16 protein-coding genes and 1 tRNA gene are annotated in these 17,554 nt (G+C 56.0%); 12 read left to right on the forward strand and 5 right to left on the reverse strand.

Going from position 1 to position 17,554, the window contains the following annotated elements:
* Positions 1-21 precede the first annotated feature (21 nt).
* Positions 22-1,092 carry an AI-2E family transporter gene (locus tag AC1MDT_RS28645; RefSeq protein WP_480420019.1) on the forward strand — a complete coding sequence of 357 codons (1,071 nt, stop codon included), beginning with the start codon at positions 22-24 and terminating at the stop codon, positions 1,090-1,092.
* Between the two features lie 119 nt (positions 1,093-1,211).
* Here the strand turns inward: AC1MDT_RS28645 and AC1MDT_RS28650 are convergent, their stop codons facing one another.
* Both AC1MDT_RS28650 and AC1MDT_RS28655 read right to left on the reverse strand, forming a co-directional pair.
* Positions 1,212-1,685, reverse strand: a complete 474-nt coding sequence (locus AC1MDT_RS28650; protein WP_480420020.1) for a peroxiredoxin — start codon at positions 1,683-1,685, stop codon at positions 1,212-1,214.
* Positions 1,686-1,695: 10 nt separating this feature from the next.
* Complete coding sequence (locus tag AC1MDT_RS28655) at positions 1,696-2,256, reverse strand: glycine cleavage system transcriptional repressor (RefSeq protein WP_046055714.1); 561 nt, start codon at positions 2,254-2,256, stop codon at positions 1,696-1,698.
* 326 nt (positions 2,257-2,582) lie between these two features.
* Here AC1MDT_RS28655 and dapA point away from each other — a divergent pair, with 326 nt between their 5' ends.
* The 5 genes from dapA to AC1MDT_RS28680 all read left to right on the forward strand — a co-directional run bounded on the left by dapA (position 2,583) and on the right by AC1MDT_RS28680 (position 6,269).
* The gene (dapA, locus tag AC1MDT_RS28660; RefSeq protein WP_480420021.1) at positions 2,583-3,461 is read left to right on the forward strand and encodes a 4-hydroxy-tetrahydrodipicolinate synthase; all 879 of its coding nucleotides are present in this window, start codon (positions 2,583-2,585) and stop codon (positions 3,459-3,461) included.
* 17 nt (positions 3,462-3,478) lie between these two features.
* Positions 3,479-4,591 carry an outer membrane protein assembly factor BamC gene (bamC, locus tag AC1MDT_RS28665; RefSeq protein ID WP_480420022.1) on the forward strand — a complete coding sequence of 371 codons (1,113 nt, stop codon included), beginning with the start codon at positions 3,479-3,481 and terminating at the stop codon, positions 4,589-4,591.
* Positions 4,592-4,595: 4 nt separating this feature from the next.
* On the forward strand, positions 4,596-5,354 hold the full coding sequence (locus AC1MDT_RS28670; RefSeq protein ID WP_414907743.1) for an MBL fold metallo-hydrolase: 759 nt from the start codon (positions 4,596-4,598) through the stop codon (positions 5,352-5,354).
* Positions 5,355-5,382: 28 nt separating this feature from the next.
* Entirely contained in the window at positions 5,383-6,096 is a 714-nt protein-coding gene (purC, locus tag AC1MDT_RS28675; RefSeq protein ID WP_414907742.1) for a phosphoribosylaminoimidazolesuccinocarboxamide synthase, read from the forward strand.
* An 83-nt stretch (positions 6,097-6,179) separates the two neighbouring features.
* Positions 6,180-6,269: transfer RNA gene (locus AC1MDT_RS28680), tRNA-Ser, on the forward strand.
* A gap of 172 nt (positions 6,270-6,441) precedes the next feature.
* Here the strand turns inward: AC1MDT_RS28680 and AC1MDT_RS28685 are convergent.
* Positions 6,442-7,626 carry a hypothetical protein gene (locus AC1MDT_RS28685; RefSeq protein WP_480420023.1) on the reverse strand — a complete coding sequence of 395 codons (1,185 nt, stop codon included), beginning with the start codon at positions 7,624-7,626 and terminating at the stop codon, positions 6,442-6,444.
* A 464-nt stretch (positions 7,627-8,090) separates the two neighbouring features.
* Between AC1MDT_RS28685 and AC1MDT_RS28690 the strand changes: the two genes are divergently transcribed.
* From AC1MDT_RS28690 to AC1MDT_RS28715, 6 genes are all read left to right on the forward strand, one after another.
* On the forward strand, positions 8,091-8,291 hold the full coding sequence (locus tag AC1MDT_RS28690; RefSeq protein WP_480420025.1) for a helix-turn-helix transcriptional regulator: 201 nt from the start codon (positions 8,091-8,093) through the stop codon (positions 8,289-8,291).
* Positions 8,292-8,683: 392 nt separating this feature from the next.
* Positions 8,684-9,667: a YagK/YfjJ domain-containing protein gene (locus tag AC1MDT_RS28695; RefSeq protein WP_480420026.1), complete on the forward strand. Its 984-nt coding sequence runs from the start codon at positions 8,684-8,686 to the stop codon at positions 9,665-9,667.
* Positions 9,668-9,683: 16 nt separating this feature from the next.
* Positions 9,684-9,974 (forward strand): YagK/YfjJ domain-containing protein, encoded by a 291-nt coding sequence (locus AC1MDT_RS28700; protein WP_480422881.1) that lies wholly within the window; start codon positions 9,684-9,686, stop codon positions 9,972-9,974.
* Positions 9,975-9,996: 22 nt separating this feature from the next.
* Positions 9,997-10,659, forward strand: a complete 663-nt coding sequence (locus AC1MDT_RS28705) for an inovirus Gp2 family protein (protein ID WP_480420027.1) — start codon at positions 9,997-9,999, stop codon at positions 10,657-10,659.
* Between the two features lie 259 nt (positions 10,660-10,918).
* On the forward strand, positions 10,919-11,320 hold the full coding sequence (locus AC1MDT_RS28710; RefSeq protein ID WP_480420028.1) for a hypothetical protein: 402 nt from the start codon (positions 10,919-10,921) through the stop codon (positions 11,318-11,320).
* Positions 11,321-11,623: 303 nt separating this feature from the next.
* Entirely contained in the window at positions 11,624-12,880 is a 1,257-nt protein-coding gene (locus AC1MDT_RS28715) for an EAL domain-containing response regulator (RefSeq protein ID WP_480420029.1), read from the forward strand.
* Positions 12,881-12,924: 44 nt separating this feature from the next.
* Here AC1MDT_RS28715 and AC1MDT_RS28720 read toward each other — a convergent pair whose 3' ends face one another.
* Together AC1MDT_RS28720 and AC1MDT_RS28725 are read right to left on the reverse strand one after the other, a co-directional pair.
* A complete protein-coding gene (locus AC1MDT_RS28720; RefSeq protein WP_480420030.1) occupies positions 12,925-16,725 on the reverse strand; it encodes an ATP-binding protein in 3,801 nt (1,266 codons plus the stop codon).
* 114 nt (positions 16,726-16,839) lie between these two features.
* Positions 16,840-17,532 carry a response regulator gene (locus AC1MDT_RS28725; RefSeq protein WP_480420031.1) on the reverse strand — a complete coding sequence of 231 codons (693 nt, stop codon included), beginning with the start codon at positions 17,530-17,532 and terminating at the stop codon, positions 16,840-16,842.
* Positions 17,533-17,554 lie beyond the last annotated feature (22 nt).

Here is a 17,554-nt window from a genome sequence, read left to right on the forward strand (position 1 = left end):
GTTCGGTTCTAAGGATTATTGATGTTCAAAGTGTTACGCGATTGGATTCAGCGCTACTTTTCCGATGAAGAGGCCGTGGTGCTGGCGGTCCTTTTGGTTTTGGCGTTTACCGCCGTGCTTACGCTGGGCGGCATGCTCGCGCCGGTGCTCACCGGAATGGTACTGGCGTATTTGATGCAAGGGTTGGTAGTGACGCTTGAACGCCTGCGCATGCCCGGTGCGGTGGCGGTGGGGCTGGTCTTCGCGTTGTTCATGGGCGTCTTGCTGGTATTTATTGTTGTCGTGGTGCCGTTGCTCTGGCATCAGTTGATCACTTTGTTCAACGAGCTACCCGGCATGCTCGCCAAGTGGCAGTCGCTGCTGTTGCTGCTACCCGAACGCTACCCACATCTGGTGTCCGACGAGCAGGTGCTCCAGGCCATCGAGTTGGCGCGGGGCGAGATTGGCAAGTTCGGTCAGTGGGCGCTGACGTTCTCGCTGTCGAGTCTACCGCTGCTGGTAAACATCATGATCTACCTGGTGTTGGTACCTATCCTGGTGTTCTTCTTTCTCAAGGACCGAGAGATGATTGGCCAGTGGGTGCGCGGTTATTTGCCGCGTGAACGGGCGCTGATCACTCGAGTCGCCCACGAAATGAACCGGCAGATCGCCAACTACATTCGCGGCAAGGTCATCGAGATCTTCATTTGCGGAGGGGCGACCTACATCGGTTTTGTCGTTCTGGGACTCAACTACGCGGCATTGCTGGCTTTGCTGGTCGGCGTGTCGGTGGTGGTGCCGTACGTCGGAGCGGTGGTGGTGACGGTGCCGGTCATGCTGATTGCCTTGTTCCAGTGGGGCTGGAGCGATCAGTTCATCTATTTGATGGCGGTCTACGGGATCATCCAGGTGCTGGATGGCAACGTGCTGGTGCCGTTGTTGTTCTCGGAGGCGGTCAACCTGCATCCCGTGGTGATCATCTGCGCGGTACTGCTGTTTGGCGGGTTGTGGGGCTTTTGGGGGGTGTTCTTCGCGATTCCCCTGGCGACGCTGTTCAAGGCTGTGCTGGATGCGTGGCCGCGCAAGGAACCGTCGGTCGCGCCGTTGCTGTAACTGTCCGGCCTGATTATGCGGTGGGGCTGAGGGCCTCTTCGCGAGCAGGCTCGCTCCCACACATAACCAATGTGGGAGCGAGCCTGCTCGCGAAGGCGTCAGAACAGACGCCAAAAAAATCAGCCCTTGTTCAGCGCCTGGGCCGCAGCCAAAACAGCATCTACATGCCCCGGCACCTTCACGCCGCGCCATTCCTGACGCAGCACGCCATCCTTATCAATCAGGAAAGTGCTGCGATCAACGCCCATGTATTCCTTGCCATACAGCTTTTTCAGCTTGATCACATCGAATAACTGGCAAAGCGCCTCTTCCTTGTCGCTGATCAGCTCGAAGGTGAACGCTTGCTTGGTCTTGAAGTTTTCGTGGGATTTCAGGCTGTCACGCGATACACCAAAAACTTCGGTGTTCGCCGCTTTAAAGGCGTCCAGCTGATCGCGAAAGCCCTGGCCCTGAGTGGTGCAGCCCGGCGTGCTGTCCTTCGGGTAGAAGTAAATCACCACTTGCTTGCCTTTGAGGCCCGCGAGACTGACGGTCTGCCCGCTGGTCGCGGGCGCTTCGAAGTCGGCAACCGGTTGATCAATGGCAACGGCCATGGAAGTTTCCTTACATTGGGTTTTGTGGGCGCCACGGTTCGATCAGGGCGTCCAGATTCAGCGCATCGGCGAAATCCAGGAACTGATCGCGCAGCCAGCTGATTTGCACGCCGGCCGGTAACGTCACGGTAAAGGTGGCGTTGAGCATGGTGCCGCCGGTCTGTGGAGCCTGATAGGTGTCGCAGGTCAGGTTTTCCAGCTCGACGTTGTGGTCCATGAAGAACTGGCACAGCTCGTTGATGATGTCCGAGCGATAAGCCGAGCTGACATAGGCGACGTAAGGCAAGGCCTGTGGACGGTTCTCCAGGGCCGCGCTGCGTACCACGTTGACCGTGAAGGCGTGTTTTTTGGCGAGGCTCGAAAGGCTGCCTTCCAGGCGCGCCAAGGCGTCCCAGCTGCCGGAGATCTCGAGGATCAACGCACTGCACTCGCCATGACGGGTCAGGCGGGAAGTGACTACGGCGCAGCGATTTTCATGGCTGGCGCGGCACAGGACGTTAGTCAGCTCCATGGGGTTGGCGCCGAGGGCACTGATGACAAGGAATTGTTCGCGAACTGTGGGGGTGGACATGCAGCATTCCTAAAGCGATGAGCGGTCGATACTTCTACGGGCTTTTATTGCTGGGGCGAGCCTGCGGATGCGAATTCAGAAAACCCGGCCGAAGGTTGCAACGTGCTCCAGTGTGGCAAGAGCGAGGGGTGGCAACGCTGGATCGGGGCTTGTGATGCCGAAAATGGAGGCTGAAACCCGGCGTACGAGCTTATCAGTACCGATCAAAGTCTGAAGGGTAGCGAAAAGCAGCGCCAAGGGGAATGGCAGCAGCGCAGTACTTCGCTTGTGCAAGCATCTTGGCGCCAGTACCATTACCGCTCTCTTTTTCCGGCAGGAGCGGTTGCATGATTGCGGGCAGTATGGTGGCACTGGTCACACCCATGGATGCACAAGGTCGTCTCGATTGGGACAGCTTGAGCAAACTGGTGGACTTTCACCTGCAAAACGGCACCCACGCCATCGTGGCGGTCGGCACTACAGGTGAGTCTGCCACGCTAGACGTGAATGAGCACATCGAAGTGATTCGTTACGTAGTCAAGCAGGTGGCAGGGCGCATTCCGGTGATTGCCGGTACTGGCGCCAACTCGACGCGCGAAGCGATCGAGCTGACCACCAACGCGAAGACCGCCGGCGCCGATGCTTGCCTGCTGGTCACGCCGTACTACAACAAGCCGACCCAGGAAGGCTTGTACCAGCACTTCAAGGCCATCGCCGAAGCCGTCGATATCCCGCAGATCCTGTATAACGTGCCCGGTCGCACCGCTTGCGACATGCTGGCCGACACCGTGATCCGCCTGTCGACCGTGAAAAACATCATCGGCATCAAGGAAGCCACTGGCGACCTGACACGTGCCAAAGCCATCATCGATGGCGTAAGCAAAGACTTTCTGGTGCTTTCCGGTGACGACGCCACCGCGGTCGAACTGATGCTGCTCGGCGGTAAAGGCAACATCTCGGTGACCGCCAACGTCGCCCCGCGTGACATGGCCGACCTGTGCAACGCTGCTCTGAAAGGCGACGCCGTCACGGCCCGCGCGATCCATGAAAAGCTGATGCCGCTCAATAAAACCTTGTTTATCGAATCCAACCCTATTCCCGTGAAATGGGCGCTGCATGAAATGGGCCTGATGCCAGACGGTATCCGTCTGCCGCTTACCTGGCTCAGCGCTGCCTGTCACGAACCGCTGCGGCAGGCCATGCGCCAGTCCGGCGTCCTGGTTTAATTGAGGAAGTACAACGCATGAAGCGAATGGCCGGACTTTCCGCACTTGCCTTGATTATCTCCAGCACCAGTGGCTGTGGATGGGTCTGGGGCCCGGAAGGTTATTTCCGTGACCGTGGTAGCGATTACCTGGACGCGCAACAGACTGCACCCATGCAAATGCCACCCGATGTCAACGCCAAGCATCTGGATCCGTTGTTGCCAATCCCGCGCAACGTGGCCAATGACACCACCAAAGGCGAATACATCGTTCCTCGTCCGCAGCCACTGTCGGCATCGGCCGACGCCAGTGCCTATTCCCTGCAGAAAACCGGTGATTCGCGCTGGATCGTGGCCCAGAACCCTCCGGCCGAAGTCTGGCCAGTGGCCGTGCAGTTCTTCCAGGACAACGGTTTCCGTCTGGACGAACAGCGCCCGCAAACCGGTGAATTCACCACCACCTGGCAGCATTCCGACGAATTGTCCGCCGCGATGGGCAAACGCCTGAGCGCGGCCGGTGTCGCCGCCGACAGCGAAACCCGCGTGCGGGTTCGCATCGAGCCAGGCGTGCAGCGCAACACCAGTGAAGTCTACGTGGTCAGCGCCGAGCGCCCTGCAGGCAGCACCTCCGATGTGGCCTTCACCAACCGTTCGGTCAACACTGGCCTGGACGCGGCACTGGTCGACGATATGCTTGCGAGCATGAGCCGCATTTCGGAGAAGGGCGGTTCGGTCTCCATGCTGGCTTCGCGTGATTCCGATACGACAAGCCGGGTCATCCTGAGCGAAGACGGCAGCGGCAACCCGGTATTGAACGTCGGTACTGACCTGGACCGTGCCTGGTCGAGCGTCGGTCGTGCGCTGGAAAAGGGTGAATGGCGCGTTGAAGACATCAACCGCAGCCTCGGTCTGTACTACATCAACCTGTCCGAAAAAGCCGATAAGAAAAACGAGAAGCCTGGTTTCTTCAGCGGCCTGTTCGGCAGTGCGCCGAGCAAGGAAGAAATTGAAGCTCGCGCCGAGCGTTATCAGGTTCGCCTGAGCAAGGTCGGCGATAGCGTCCAGGTCACCGTCGAGAAGAACATCAATACCGTGGCTCCAGCAGAAGTGGCGCGCAAAGTGTTGAGCAAGATTCAGGATAACCTGGGCTGATCTCATGCGTTTTGCCGTTCTCGGCAGCGGTAGCCAAGGGAACGGCACGCTGATAGCCAGCGCTGACACGTATGTGCTGGTGGATTGTGGTTTCTCCCTGCGGGAAACCGAAAAACGCCTGCTGCGCCTGGGTGTGAACCCTTCGCAGCTGAGCGCGATACTCGTGACCCACGAACATGCCGACCACGTGCATGGCGTGGGTTTGCTGTCTCGGCGCTACAATCTGCCTGTCTACCTCAGTCGCGGGACCCTGCGCGGGATGCGCAAACCAATTGAGCCGGCTGGCTTGTTGGCCGGCGGCGAGCAACTGCAGATCGGCGCACTGAGCATCGGCGTCATTGCCGTGGCCCATGATGCACAGGAGCCGACGCAATATGTTTTCAGTGACGGTGAGCGGCGTTTCGGCCTGTTGACCGACCTGGGCTCGTACTGCGACAAGGTGCTGGACGGCTATCGGGATCTCGATGCGTTGATGATCGAGTCCAACCATTGCCGTGACATGCTCGCTCGCGGTCACTACCCGTACTTCCTGAAGCAGCGGGTGGGCGGTGAATTGGGACATTTGAACAACCATCAGGCGGCATTCCTGGTGTCCGAGTTGGGCTGGCAAGGCCTGCAACACCTGGTCCTGGCCCATCTGAGCAGCAAGAACAACCTGCCGCAGCTGGCCCGGCAATGTTTTGTCGACACCCTCGGGTGCGACCCGGACTGGCTGCAACTGGCCGATCAAGATTCAGGGCTCGACTGGCGACACATCGCCTAGCCCACCTACTTAGCAAGCGGAGCCCATCATGGAAAAACGTGAAGAACTCTACCGCGGCAAAGCCAAATCGGTTTTCAAGACCGACGACGCTGACCGCTTGATCCTGCTGTTTCGCAACGACACCTCGGCGTTCGACGGCAAGCGCATCGAGCAGCTCGACCGCAAAGGCATGGTGAACAACAAGTTCAACGCCTTCATCATGCAGAAACTCGAAGCAGCCGGCGTGCCGACCCAATTCGACAAACTGCTGGGCGACAACGAATGCCTGGTGAAGAAGCTCGACATGATCCCGGTCGAGTGCGTCGTGCGTAACTACGCCGCCGGCAGCCTGGTCAAGCGCCTGGGCGTTGAAGAAGGCATGAAGCTCAACCCTTACACCTTCGAACTGTTCCTGAAGGACGACGCCAAGGGCGACCCGTTCATCAACGAATCCCACGTCGTGGCATTTGGTTGGGGCACCGCCGAGCAACTGGTTCGCATGAAAGAACTGTCGCTCAAGGTCAACGAAGTCCTGAGCAAACTGTTCGACGACGCCGGCCTGCTGCTGGTCGACTTCAAGCTCGAGTTCGGCGTATTCCACGACGGCTCCATCGTCCTGGGCGACGAATTCAGCCCGGACGGCTGCCGTCTGTGGGACAAGGCCACCGGCAAGAAAATGGACAAAGACCGCTTCCGTCAGGGCCTCGGTGACGTCATCGAAGCCTACGAAGAAGTCGCCAATCGTCTGGGCGTACCGCTTTAATCGACGCAAGCATCTGATAGCACGGAAAAATTTTGCTTAGGGGGTTCGCTTCCGGCAAAAGTGTTGTTATGATGCGCGCCGTTGGAGAGATGCCAGAGTGGCCGAATGGGACGGATTCGAAATCCGTTGTACCTTCACCGGTACCTAGGGTTCGAATCCCTATCTCTCCGCCATATATGTACAAAAAGGCCCCATTTTATGGGGCCTTTTTGCATTCTGTGGTTTCTGTTCCCCCATTTATTCCCCCACTCTCTTTTTTCATGATGTGCACTGCTACCTTCGCGCTGAATTCAGAGGCGTGTCGCTTGGCTCGCCTCCAATCAGCTCAGGCTCTGGCCTCAAGTTTCAGAGCAATCCTTGTTTGAGCAGGAGATCACCAAGTGTTATGGGCGGCTCATCTTCGCTGGTCGGGCTTTGTGTGGCTCCCTGGGCGTTCAGGTCTGGTATATCTGCCTCACGCTCGCCAGGCTTTGCTGTCCCGGCTTCACTAATCGGATGAGTGCTCAACGGGGTGGCGCTGTTACTTGCGACTGACGAGCTGGGCTGGCCCTTTGTTTCTTGAGTCTGTTGGCTGTGTGGCACAGGTTTTTCATCAATAGTTGCATCGGGGGGAATTGGGTGGGTCTGCGTGCTGCTACCGGCCTCGACTGTTGGCTCTTTTGATGCGTGGCGGGTGAGGTGTTTTTCTATCATGCCCAGTCCAGACCCCATGATTATCAGTCGCTCCACGACTTTAGGGCGTGTCAGTTCGTGCTTTTTGGCTAATTCATCAAGGAGGTCGATTGCTGTTGATGAGATCTCGACGTTAAGTTGTTTTTTGCCTGCTGCCTTTGTCCGCGCTCTATATTTCTTTTGACTCCAACTCTGTTTAATTTTCTCGATGATTGCTTTCTGTTCGTTTGGGCCGTACTCCGCCTGATCGAAGAACATAAGTAGTTCTTGGTAATTGCTAATTGGGTCACGTAGGGAGAAAAGAGATGTGCTGCTTTTATTCAGCCACTCCCAGGCACATTTGCAGCGCTGGGGGCCCTCTTCTTTGTTTTCAAACCATTCGAAATCACTGTCTCTTGCCTTGTGTCGAATCCAGTGATTACGGAGGCTTTCGATTTCTACTGCTTTGTATCCAATTTCGACATCCCAGAGGTCGAGCATGGCTATGAGGTGATTTCTGCCAGTGAGGTGTACCAGGCTTCGAGATAGATTTAGGTCGGTAATGCGCTCAATCCTGCCACGCAACCATTCATATTGCCGACTATCTCCCACAATCCACTTGAGGAGGTCATCCCGCACCATAAGCCGGTCTGTATCCTGATTGATTCTCTCAAATAGGTTGGGATTTCTTTTCAGGTAGCGAGCAATGACATCCGTCATGGTAATGCCATTGCAAGTGGCGGGATCCAGTTCGGCATTTTCGTAACGGTCCAGGCAAAGCCAAAGCCAAATGTCATGGCGGTGGCTGTGCTTGGGCTCCCTCGCTGCTCGGCCAGATTGTCGGCCAGCCGTCAAGACAAAATCCTCATTTCTATTCATAGTCAACATCTATCGATTAGTTATCGGACTAATATTTGCGCTATTTTATGAGAGCTAATCTAGCACTACTCTATGTTTTGTCTATATGGATTCTATGGCTACTCAAGGCGATTTCTATGCTCATTCTAGGAATGATCTATGATTATTATTTTTGTATTCATCCCGTAGATAAAGGCCGAAACGCCTTTGTTATCGGTGTTTTAGCGGTTTGCATCGGATTCTCAGCATGAATCGCTAGTGCTTATAGATGGGGCGTGCGAAAGGAATATTTTGCCACGCCCTAGCTGACCATTGAGGCCCTTCGGCAACTGCCGCCAATTTGCGGCCACACCTTCAACGCGATCTCTGCCGCTGAGGGTGTTAGCTATCCGCGAGCCCTCGGGCTTCTTACGCCGTGGCGGGCGTGGGCGTATTTTTCTACAAGCCCCCCCAATCCTCTGAACGGAATACAGAGGAGCCAGTTCATGAGGTTAATTCGCCTGAAAGACGTCATGCATTCCACCGGCCTGGGTCGGTCCACGATCTACAAGTACATCGAAGAGGGGATCTTTCCGAAGCCAGTGTCATTGGGCGGCAGGGCTGTTGGCTGGGTTGAAAGCGAAGTGATCGGCTGGGTCATGGCCAGGATCGAGGCGCGAGATTTGGCCGATGGGGTCGCTGCGTGATTCACTGATGTCTGGGGTGGGCAGCATGCCTGCTCCCGGCAATTTCAATACGCCATGACTGGGGCTTCCCCGGTCATGGCGCGTTATGCCGCATCAACTGGCTGGGGTGGTAATCTCAGACAACTCTTTCAATGCAGTCATGGCAAAAAGCTCCGATAGGCTGGGCCATGTCGCTTTCCATTGTGCCGTTTCCCTGGGCAGTGCCTTCCTGGGCGAAGCTGGTTTTATTGATATAGCCATAGGTACTCATAGCCAAGACCCATACCCACAATCATCTATAGCCATATCTAATCTACCTTTACCTTCCGATAGCCTCAGGCGCGGAACGTCTCCGCAGTAAAAAAATACTCAGTGGGTATCTGGTGTGCATCCAACCAACCAGGTACTCAACCATGCACACGTTCAGCAATACCACCTACACCGGCGTCTCCCAGTCTGAAGCCTCGATTCTGATCGAACGATTCGTTCAATCCATTGAGCGTACTGACAAGCCAGCGTTCGAGATCATCCAAGGTCACTCCGGATACGAACGGACACGACGGACCAGGCTCTCCAAATACATCGACGCCATGCAGCAGATGTTCGATCTCTTCGATGATCGTCACCCTTACGCGTATAGCGAGCACCTGCAAGCCTTCTGGGAAGCTTGTCAGGACATTGGCCTAGGGCGTGGTCCGGCTGGTCTGATCTGCCTGAATAAGCAGGGGACGGCCTTTCTAGATTTCCATCATTCCATGAACGTACTGGTCGCTCGGATTCGTCAGCTGATCAGCAGCAAGAAGTACAAGCGCAAGGCGGATGATCGTCGCTACGAAGCCAGTCGCAAGCAAGCTGCACTCAGCGAGTACGTCAGCCAGGTGCTTGATCGTTACGCCCGCACGGTGGTCATTCGTGTGGATCTGCATTATCGAGCGGTGGCCCGTCCACGCTTGCGTATTGAGGATGTGTTCAATGACCTGGAAAAGCTCATTCGTGCGCGGGAACGTAGTCCCATCTTCGAGCATGAGACCGGCTATGTCTGCTCAGTCGAGCACGGAGAGGATAAAGGCTTCCATATCCATACAGCCTTCTTCTTCAACGGTGCTGAGGTACGCAGCGATTTCGCTAAGGCGAGAAAGGTCGGCGAGTTGTGGGAGCAGATCACTCGTGGTCGGGGTTATTTCTTCAGCTGTAACGATGATAAGGACAGCTATGGTGATGAGCTCGGAATCGGGGTGATCAAGCGCGCTGACAGCGTGGCATGCCGAAAGTCCATCAAGGCCGTGAGTTACCTGACCAAGGACAACCAATATCTGCGCATGAAGCCAGCTGGGGCGAGAACCTACCGCACGGGTCGGGCTCTGATTTGCCTAAGCCGTTATCTGCCATCTAAATAAAGCGGCGTAATCAGTCATCTCTCGATTCGTCGATTCCTTGACCGAAAGGATTCAATCCGCACGGGAGCGCTCCAGGCGCCTGAATGGCATTGCTCATCAGACAGAGGTGCGCTGGTGCTGGATCAGGGAGATTGGGCAGGAGGGTCGACCGCATTACCACTTCGTCTTACTACTCAACCGGGATGCGTACCACACCGTGGGGCGCTATGACTCAGAAAGGGAGAATCTATACAGCCGCCTTCATGCGGCATGGGCCAGCGCACTGATCTGCCACCGTAAAAAGTTACACAGCTCCCTGAGGTTATGAACCTACTCAGCGGATCATTCCCATGGCACACCAGCCCAAGCGTCACCCCGACAACAGCAATCTCCACCTGCATTACGAGGACACCTATCACGGTCTATCCGTGATGGCGTCCCACGCTCCCTTCATTACCGAATACCTGAAGAGTCTGCTTGAAACGACTCAGTTGGCACTGAGCGCCCACCGTCGGGTGTTTGCGGTACGTTTCGATCTGCGCTTCCCAGATGACTATTTGCCACCTGCATCCAGCAACGCCGTCATCTCCAGGTTTGTCGCTTCCTTGTCCACAAAGATTGAAATTGCACGTGAGCGTGCCAAGCGTCTGAGTGGCTCTGCGCATCAGACAAGCGTTCGATGTTGCTGGGTGAGGGAGGTAGGACGAGAGGGGCGCCCGCACTTTCACTTCGTCCTGCTGCTCAACAGGGATGCGTTCCACACGGTGGGACGCTTTCAATCTGAGCGGCAGAACCTGTACAGCCGCATCCAGGCCGCTTGGGCCAGCGCGCTGAAAATATGCGTCGATGATACCGAGGGCTTGGTGCATATCCCGGCAAACGCCACATTCAACCTCTCTCAGGACGATCCAGCGCAGATGGATCGGTACTTCCATCGAGTGAGCTACATCTGTAAGGCCGCGACCAAGAATTACGGCAGTCGATGTCGGGCATTTGGTTGCAGTAGAGGCTGAGTGACGGCATCGCCGCTACAGCCAGAACATCCCTTCCAGCAGCGACGTCATCTTTGATACCGATCCAGATCGGCTGGGTGCTCACCCGGCTCGTCATCGTGCGGGTATTCACCCTCGACTACCGAACGCCAACCTCACGTTCCGTGTGGGGGCTGGCCATGCATGAGCAATGGCGTTGTATAGCCACGGCCATGCTCGTGGGCATGAGCTATTTCGCTAATTCCATTCTCAGTCCATCAATTATTTAGCAGGAGCGATAATGAATTTTCCCATCAGTGATTCACGCATTGATCTATCCCATTCAAGCGCTTCATTCCTAATCAACCGGATGGTTGAGGCTGTCACTTACACGGACGAGCCGGCCTACCATGTCACCTTGGATGCTGAGGGCGATGAGCAGATAGTAATGACATCGCTGTCCGAGCTATTCGACTGCGTGCCGCAAATAAGCAAGGCATGCGCGGACCGGTGCTACGACGAACATCAAGATCTGTTTTGGGCGGCGTACGGAGAGATTGGGCTCGAAGACAGTCTGTGTGGGCTGACCTGCATGAACAGTGCGGAAACAGGCTATCTAAGCACCGCGCAAGCAATGAATGCGCTGGTCGATAGAATCCGACTGCTGATCAGCTATTGGGAGATGGACCTGACTACTGCATGAGGAGATGAGCCCCAGTCCGAAGACCAAGGCGTCGAAGGCTGGGCTTGCAGCATGGCACCGGTACCAATTGGCAGCCTGTTCAACTGATGTCGCGGCTCTATAAGACCAGCATGACTACCTATCGAGCTCAGGGAGCCGCACACTGGAGAGTGTTCTCAATACATGGCGGATCGCGTTGGAGCGGTAAGCGCGCCAGTGCCGCTCCGTCAGTTTAGGACGGGTCTTATAGGACACAGATGGCAATGTCATTAACCTACAGATAACCATCGGCTTGAAGCTGCTAGGACCCAAGAGGCAATAATCGTGCGCGCACTTAATGTTCTGATCCTTGAGGATAACGCTTTTCAATTGCTGATGTTGCATCAGATGCTCAACAGCATTCAGGTCTTCAATGTTCGGACCGCCAGCAGTGTAGAGGCTGCTCAACAAGCGCTGGCCAATCGAGGTAGCGTCGATATTGCCATCTGTGATTTGCAGATGGAAGGTCCTGACGGCCTCGATATGATTCGTTTTTTGGCCGTGAACCGACTGGCTCGTGCGTTGATCATCCTCAGCTGTAATGACCAAAGTGTACTCGATGGCGCGGCCCATTTCGCCCGATCGCAGGGTATCCAGGTGCTCGGCAGCTTGCAGAAACCTGCGTCGACCGAGGTACTGCTTGAGTTGCTTGAGGCTTATCGGGATCGTAGTCAGGACGCTGTTGAGCCATTGCCACTGGCGCAGGTATCGGAGCTGTTCTCGCTGGAGGAGCTGCACCAACTGGCTCCTGGTCAGTGTATCGGTGACACTTCGGAGTTTGAGCAATGGATCGCTTACTACCAGCCCAAAGTCAGTCTTGAGGGCGAATTGCTGGGCGTAGAGGCGTTAGTCCGCTGGCAGCATCCTCGCCATGGTTTGATGTCGCCTGGTAGTTTCATCGACGCGGTGGAATATGCCGGACTCATTGAACCGTTGACCTGGCGCATGCTGGAGCTGGCGTTGACGTTGTCCGCTCGTGTGCAGCGCGAGCGCGGTGAGTTTCTGCCTGTCTCGGTCAATATTCCTCCTTCGATGATAGAGCAGGATGATTTTGCACCTCAGGTAATGGCGCTGTTGGCGCGCTTTGGGCTACCCGCCAAAGTGCTGACCCTAGAGGTCGTCGAAAGCCCGGCATTGCACGCCACAACGATGCCGCTGGAAGGTCTGTTGCGCTTGCGTATGCAGGGCTGCCATTTGTCGATCGATGACTTTGGCACCGGTGCATCGAATATTGAGCGTCTGCTGCAATTGCCGTTTTCCGAGTTGAAAATTCCTGCCGAGTTCGTGCGTGGTATGGCAGGCGATGGGCGTAAGGCGGCAGTGGTTGCCGGGGCCATGATCATGGCGCAAAAAATGTCATTGAGCGTGGTGGTCGAAGGGGTGGAAGAGGTGTCTGACTATCAAGTCTTGCAGGCGCTGGGCAGACTGAGTGTACAGGGTTACCTCATTGCTCGGCCGATGAGCGAGACCGACCTGATACGCTGGATCGACGAGCGTGGAGGTTTCGATCTCAGGTCAGGCCATGTTCTTGCAGATAGATAAACAAGGTGGATTCGTGGGCCAGATCCAACTGGCCCATGGTGCCGTCACCCAATAGTAAAAGAGCTCGGCGTGAGTCTTTCCAGCGTTGTCTGCACCAGGTGTTCGAAGCCAGTGAGCGCCTGGTGCAAGGCCGTCTGATCATTCGCCTTAGCCATCGTTTCCAGTACGACGCAGCTTGCCGCGACATCGGGCTCTCGTACCATCATGAAAGCGCCTTTCATCGAGTGCAGTTGCGCCAGAATCGGCCTCATTTCGCCACATGAAAGTGCATTGCGAATGATTGACAGAGACTGCGTGGAGGTTGTCATCATCGCCTCATACAGGTCAGCCGGTAGAGGGTTCTTTGCTGGAGTGTCGCGCCCGGTGGTGATATTCGAGCTTGGGGCGGCTTTCGATTTGTTACCCAGATGCTTGCGTAGCGCGGCATCCAGCTTAGTCAAAGATAAGGGCTTCAGTATGACGTCGTCGATACCTGCCAGCGCACAGCGATGATGATCATCGGCTGTCGTACTGGCTGTGATTGCCAGGATAGGTACGCTCTCGCCTCGTCTGCGAAGATGGGTTGCGAAGTCGTATCCATCGAGTTCCGGCATTGACAGGTCAGTCAGTACAATATCGAAATGTTGTTCGCTAAATCTTTTGAGGGCGACCATGCCGTTCTCGGCGAAGTCCGCTTCGTAGCCCAGCAGCTCTAGCTGATCGCGGATCAGTATTCGGTTTGCCGGATGATCTTCGGCTACGAGCACGCGGATGCGTTGTTTGTCAGTGCTATGTTCAGGAGTTATCGCCAGGGCAGGTGACAGTCTATCGGTCAGACCGCCCATCGTATCGGCAATGGCTGATCTGATTCCGGCGAGTGAATAGCAGGACACCAAGATTTGATTGTCCGTTGCAATGGGGGTGCGCGGACCCTCGCTGGCCGCGTGGATCACCCAAGGTGCATGCGTGGCCGCTGCCGCCTCGTCTTCCGTATTCCACGGGGTCGGTGCGCCAAGAATCAACATCGGAATTCGGGTCACAGCCAATTCTTCCGGTGATGCTGTCGTCAATACGTCGAGTCCCCATTTGACCAAGTGAGGCTCGATAGACGAGCGCCATCCCGGCGACGCGACAAGTGCTATACGTGTTCCGCGCGTAAAGGATGGGTGTTCAACGCTTTCGTCGTTGATCATCGGTATTGGCAAACTCACTGAGAACGTACTTCCCAGACCTGGGGTGCTTTCAAGCGACATGACGCCGCCCATCAACTCTGTCAGTCGCTTGCACAAAGCAAGGCCGAGACCTGTGCCGCCGAAACGCCGTGTGATCGACGAGTCTGCCTGAGCGAACGCCTGAAACACTTCGTGCTGAAGGGCGGCGGGTATGCCAATCCCGGTATCGCTTACGCTAATGACGAGGGGCGATCCATGCACGGCACCTTGCGCAAGCCGCAGGACGATGGTCACCCTGCCCACTTTGGTGAATTTGATCGCATTACTGACAAGGTTCACGGCGATCTGTCGAATGCGCGTCGGGTCACCCCTGTAAAGGCGTTTGATCTCTGGGTCGACAGATACGCAGAGCTCGAGCCCTTTCGTGTTCGCGAGCGGGGCGAACATCGCTGCCACCTGTTCGGTCGTCTCGACGACATCGAGCGTGATGTCCTCCAGGTTCAACTGACCCGACTCCACCTTGGAAAGATCCAGAATGTCGTTAATGATGTCGAGCAGCGAACACGACGATGCCGTGATGGTGTGCAGTCGATCGCGCTGTAGATCAGACAGGCTGGAGCGCTCGAGTAATTCGAGGTTGCCCAGTATGGCGTTTAGTGGGGTGCGGATTTCGTGACTCATTGTGGCGAGGAAGCTGGATTTCATTTGTGTGGCTTCCTCGGCGACTTCCTTGGCTGCCCGGATCGCCTCCTCAGCACGTTTACGCAGGGTAATGTCGTCGAGGCTGCCCAACAGCAGTTGCTCACCGCTATGATTGAAGGTCGTCAAATGGACCGTGGCGTCCCAGATCTCGCCGTTCGGGCGCTGGAAGCGCCACTCGAACACATTGGAACCCTTCTCAAGGGCGATGGCCTGCTGGCTTGTCGCCGCGGTCCATGTATCAGCTCCGTCATACTGAAACGGTGTCGAGACATCAAGTGTCGACTTGCCAATGACCTCGTCCTTGTTACTGTATCCATAGACTTTGACAGCGGCTCTGTTGCAGTCGAGGGTGCGACCGTCTTTCGGTGCCAGTACCACTATCGGGACATGGGACTCCTGAAACAGCACCTTATTGTAGGCCTCACTTTCTCGCAGGGCATTTTCCATGGCGCGGCGCTGGGTGATGTCACTCGCAATCGCGCATAAGGCATAGGGTCTTCCATCGTCATCAAGCAGTGGGAATTTGCTGGTCAGGGACACGAAATATCCGTCCGGCCCCGGAATATCCTCCTCAAACTGCCGGCCAGTGACATTCGTGAGCACGTCGACATCCATGGCCCTTATTTGTCTCGCCACGTCATCTGGAAAAAAATCGAAATCTGTCTTGCCCACCGCATCACCGGCTGCCAGTTTGAATAATTGATCAAAGGCTCGATTGGTCAGCAGGTGTCGACCGTGCAGATCCTTGATCAAAACGACGGCGGGATATTCGTCGACCACATCCTGCAGCAGTTTTTGTGCCTGGTGCTGCTCGGTGATGTCCTGATAGTAACCGTTCATGATCACGGAACCATCGGGCGACACAGCCTCTGCAGAGGCGGTCGACAGCACCCAGCGCGTCTCGCCTTCGAGCAACACTCGGCTAACTATCTCGACGCAAGCCCCTGCCTCGCCTGATAGCCCCCTCTGCAGCAGGTCTGTCAGAGCGCTTTGTGCCTGCGCCACATCCTCTGAATGCACATGGCGCCAGCGTGCGTCAGAATCGGCCATCAACTCGTCCGCCGACACACCTAAAACCTGCAGGGCGCGGTTGGCTATGAAGTTGTAAATGAACTGTCCGTCGGTGGATACGCGTATCTGGAAGACAGCCAGTGGCAACGCGTTCGACATCGCTTCCAGTTGTGTCACCTGGGCTCTGATCTCCTCCGCCATATTGCGCAGACTAGACTGCATTCGAGCAAGGGCCTGCAGTAACTGGGCAGCTTCGTCTTTGCCGCTAGTGGGCAACTCGCCCGCCAGGTTCCCGTCTGCAATACGGTTGGCGACGGCAATCGCAATATGCAGTGGGCGGGTAATCGAGCGAACCAACAACAAGGACGCCAGAGCCCCAAGCAGGAGACCACCCAGGATAGCGCCGACGGCAAGCGCGTGAAGCAGTGCGTACTCTCGCTGCGCTTCGTCGTATTTCTCGCGGGCGATGCGAGCCTGCAGGTCGATCAGCAGGTTCATGTCGGCGTGAAAGGTGTCGAATAGGATATCTAGGTGGGTGTTCTGTACCGCAGGCATACCTGCTGCCCGGCCGCCGCTGCGGTAATCGGCGATGACCTGGTTACGAGCGATTGCAAGCGCATTTTTGTCGGTGTCAGTCCGATTCGCCAAAGCCCTTTCTTCATCGGTCATGTAGGTGCGAAGATACTGTTGCCAGTTTTTTTCGCGCGAACCGTCGAGTTCGACAACCGTATCGAGCAAGCCGGCGATACCAGCCGGCGAGTCGTGTTCCGTTGCCTGGTCGAACAGGCGGCGTATTGCCAGAGTGTCATACATGACTCTGCTTAGCTGTACCAGTGCAACAGTCCGATCCTCATAGACCGTTTGTAGTCGCGCCTTCCCGTCGGCCATGCCAATGAGCCCTACCAGCCCAACCGCCGTTATAGTGGTGGACAGTAGCCCCGCCAGCATGAACAGCTTGGTGCCAATCTTGATCCTGTTCAAACACGCTCCCCCTCTTTTGTCGCTGGCATGATCTAACCGAAAGATGTGTGACGCGTTTTCTAAACGAAATGGCCCAAACGGATCGAACTCTCGCAGCAGGCTCTTGTGTCGGCGTTAAGTACGGATCAGTCCGATCTCCATCGCATACTTGATCAAATCAGGTTCGCGTACGACCCCAAGCTTTTCCATGGCTCGTTGCTTTTGTGTGCTGATGGTTTTTTTGCTGCGATTTAACTGCTCTGCGATTTGGTTGACTGTGAGCCCTGAGACGTATAGCCGTATCACTTCCGATTCGCGCTTTGTCAGCTCCTGCAAGCGGCCAATTTCATTTGGGTCAATCTCCAATCGCTGGACGATTTCATTGGCCGTCGGCGAAAAGTAACTCTTGTCAGCATAGGCCGCCTGGATAGCTTGCACGATATGTTGCGTGGGGTCCGCCTTGCTGAGGATGCAACGGATGCCATGCCGTAGAAGGTCTCGGATGATCGCCGGATTATCAAGCATCGTGAACACCACAATTTGAAGCTTCGGATACCGGCGCCGAATGAAGGCGAGGAGGGTGGTACCGTCGCCGAACTGCCCCCCTGGCATTACATAGTCTGTGACTAACACGTCGCAAGGGTACTGATCGAGAATCGAGATCAGCTGGGTCGAGTTTGACGCAGAACCGACCAGTTCAAGCATTGGGCTCGTGGCGAGTTCAAGCTTAATCCCAATGAGCAGTGCTGGATGATCATCCGCTATTGCCACTCGAATGGTGGAGTTGGACGTCTGGATTTTTCCGACGTTGTCAGTAGGGCTGGACATTCTCTGTCTTTGTTCTCCGCCT

It is taken from the genome of Pseudomonas sp. ASL7, assembly GCF_056680375.1.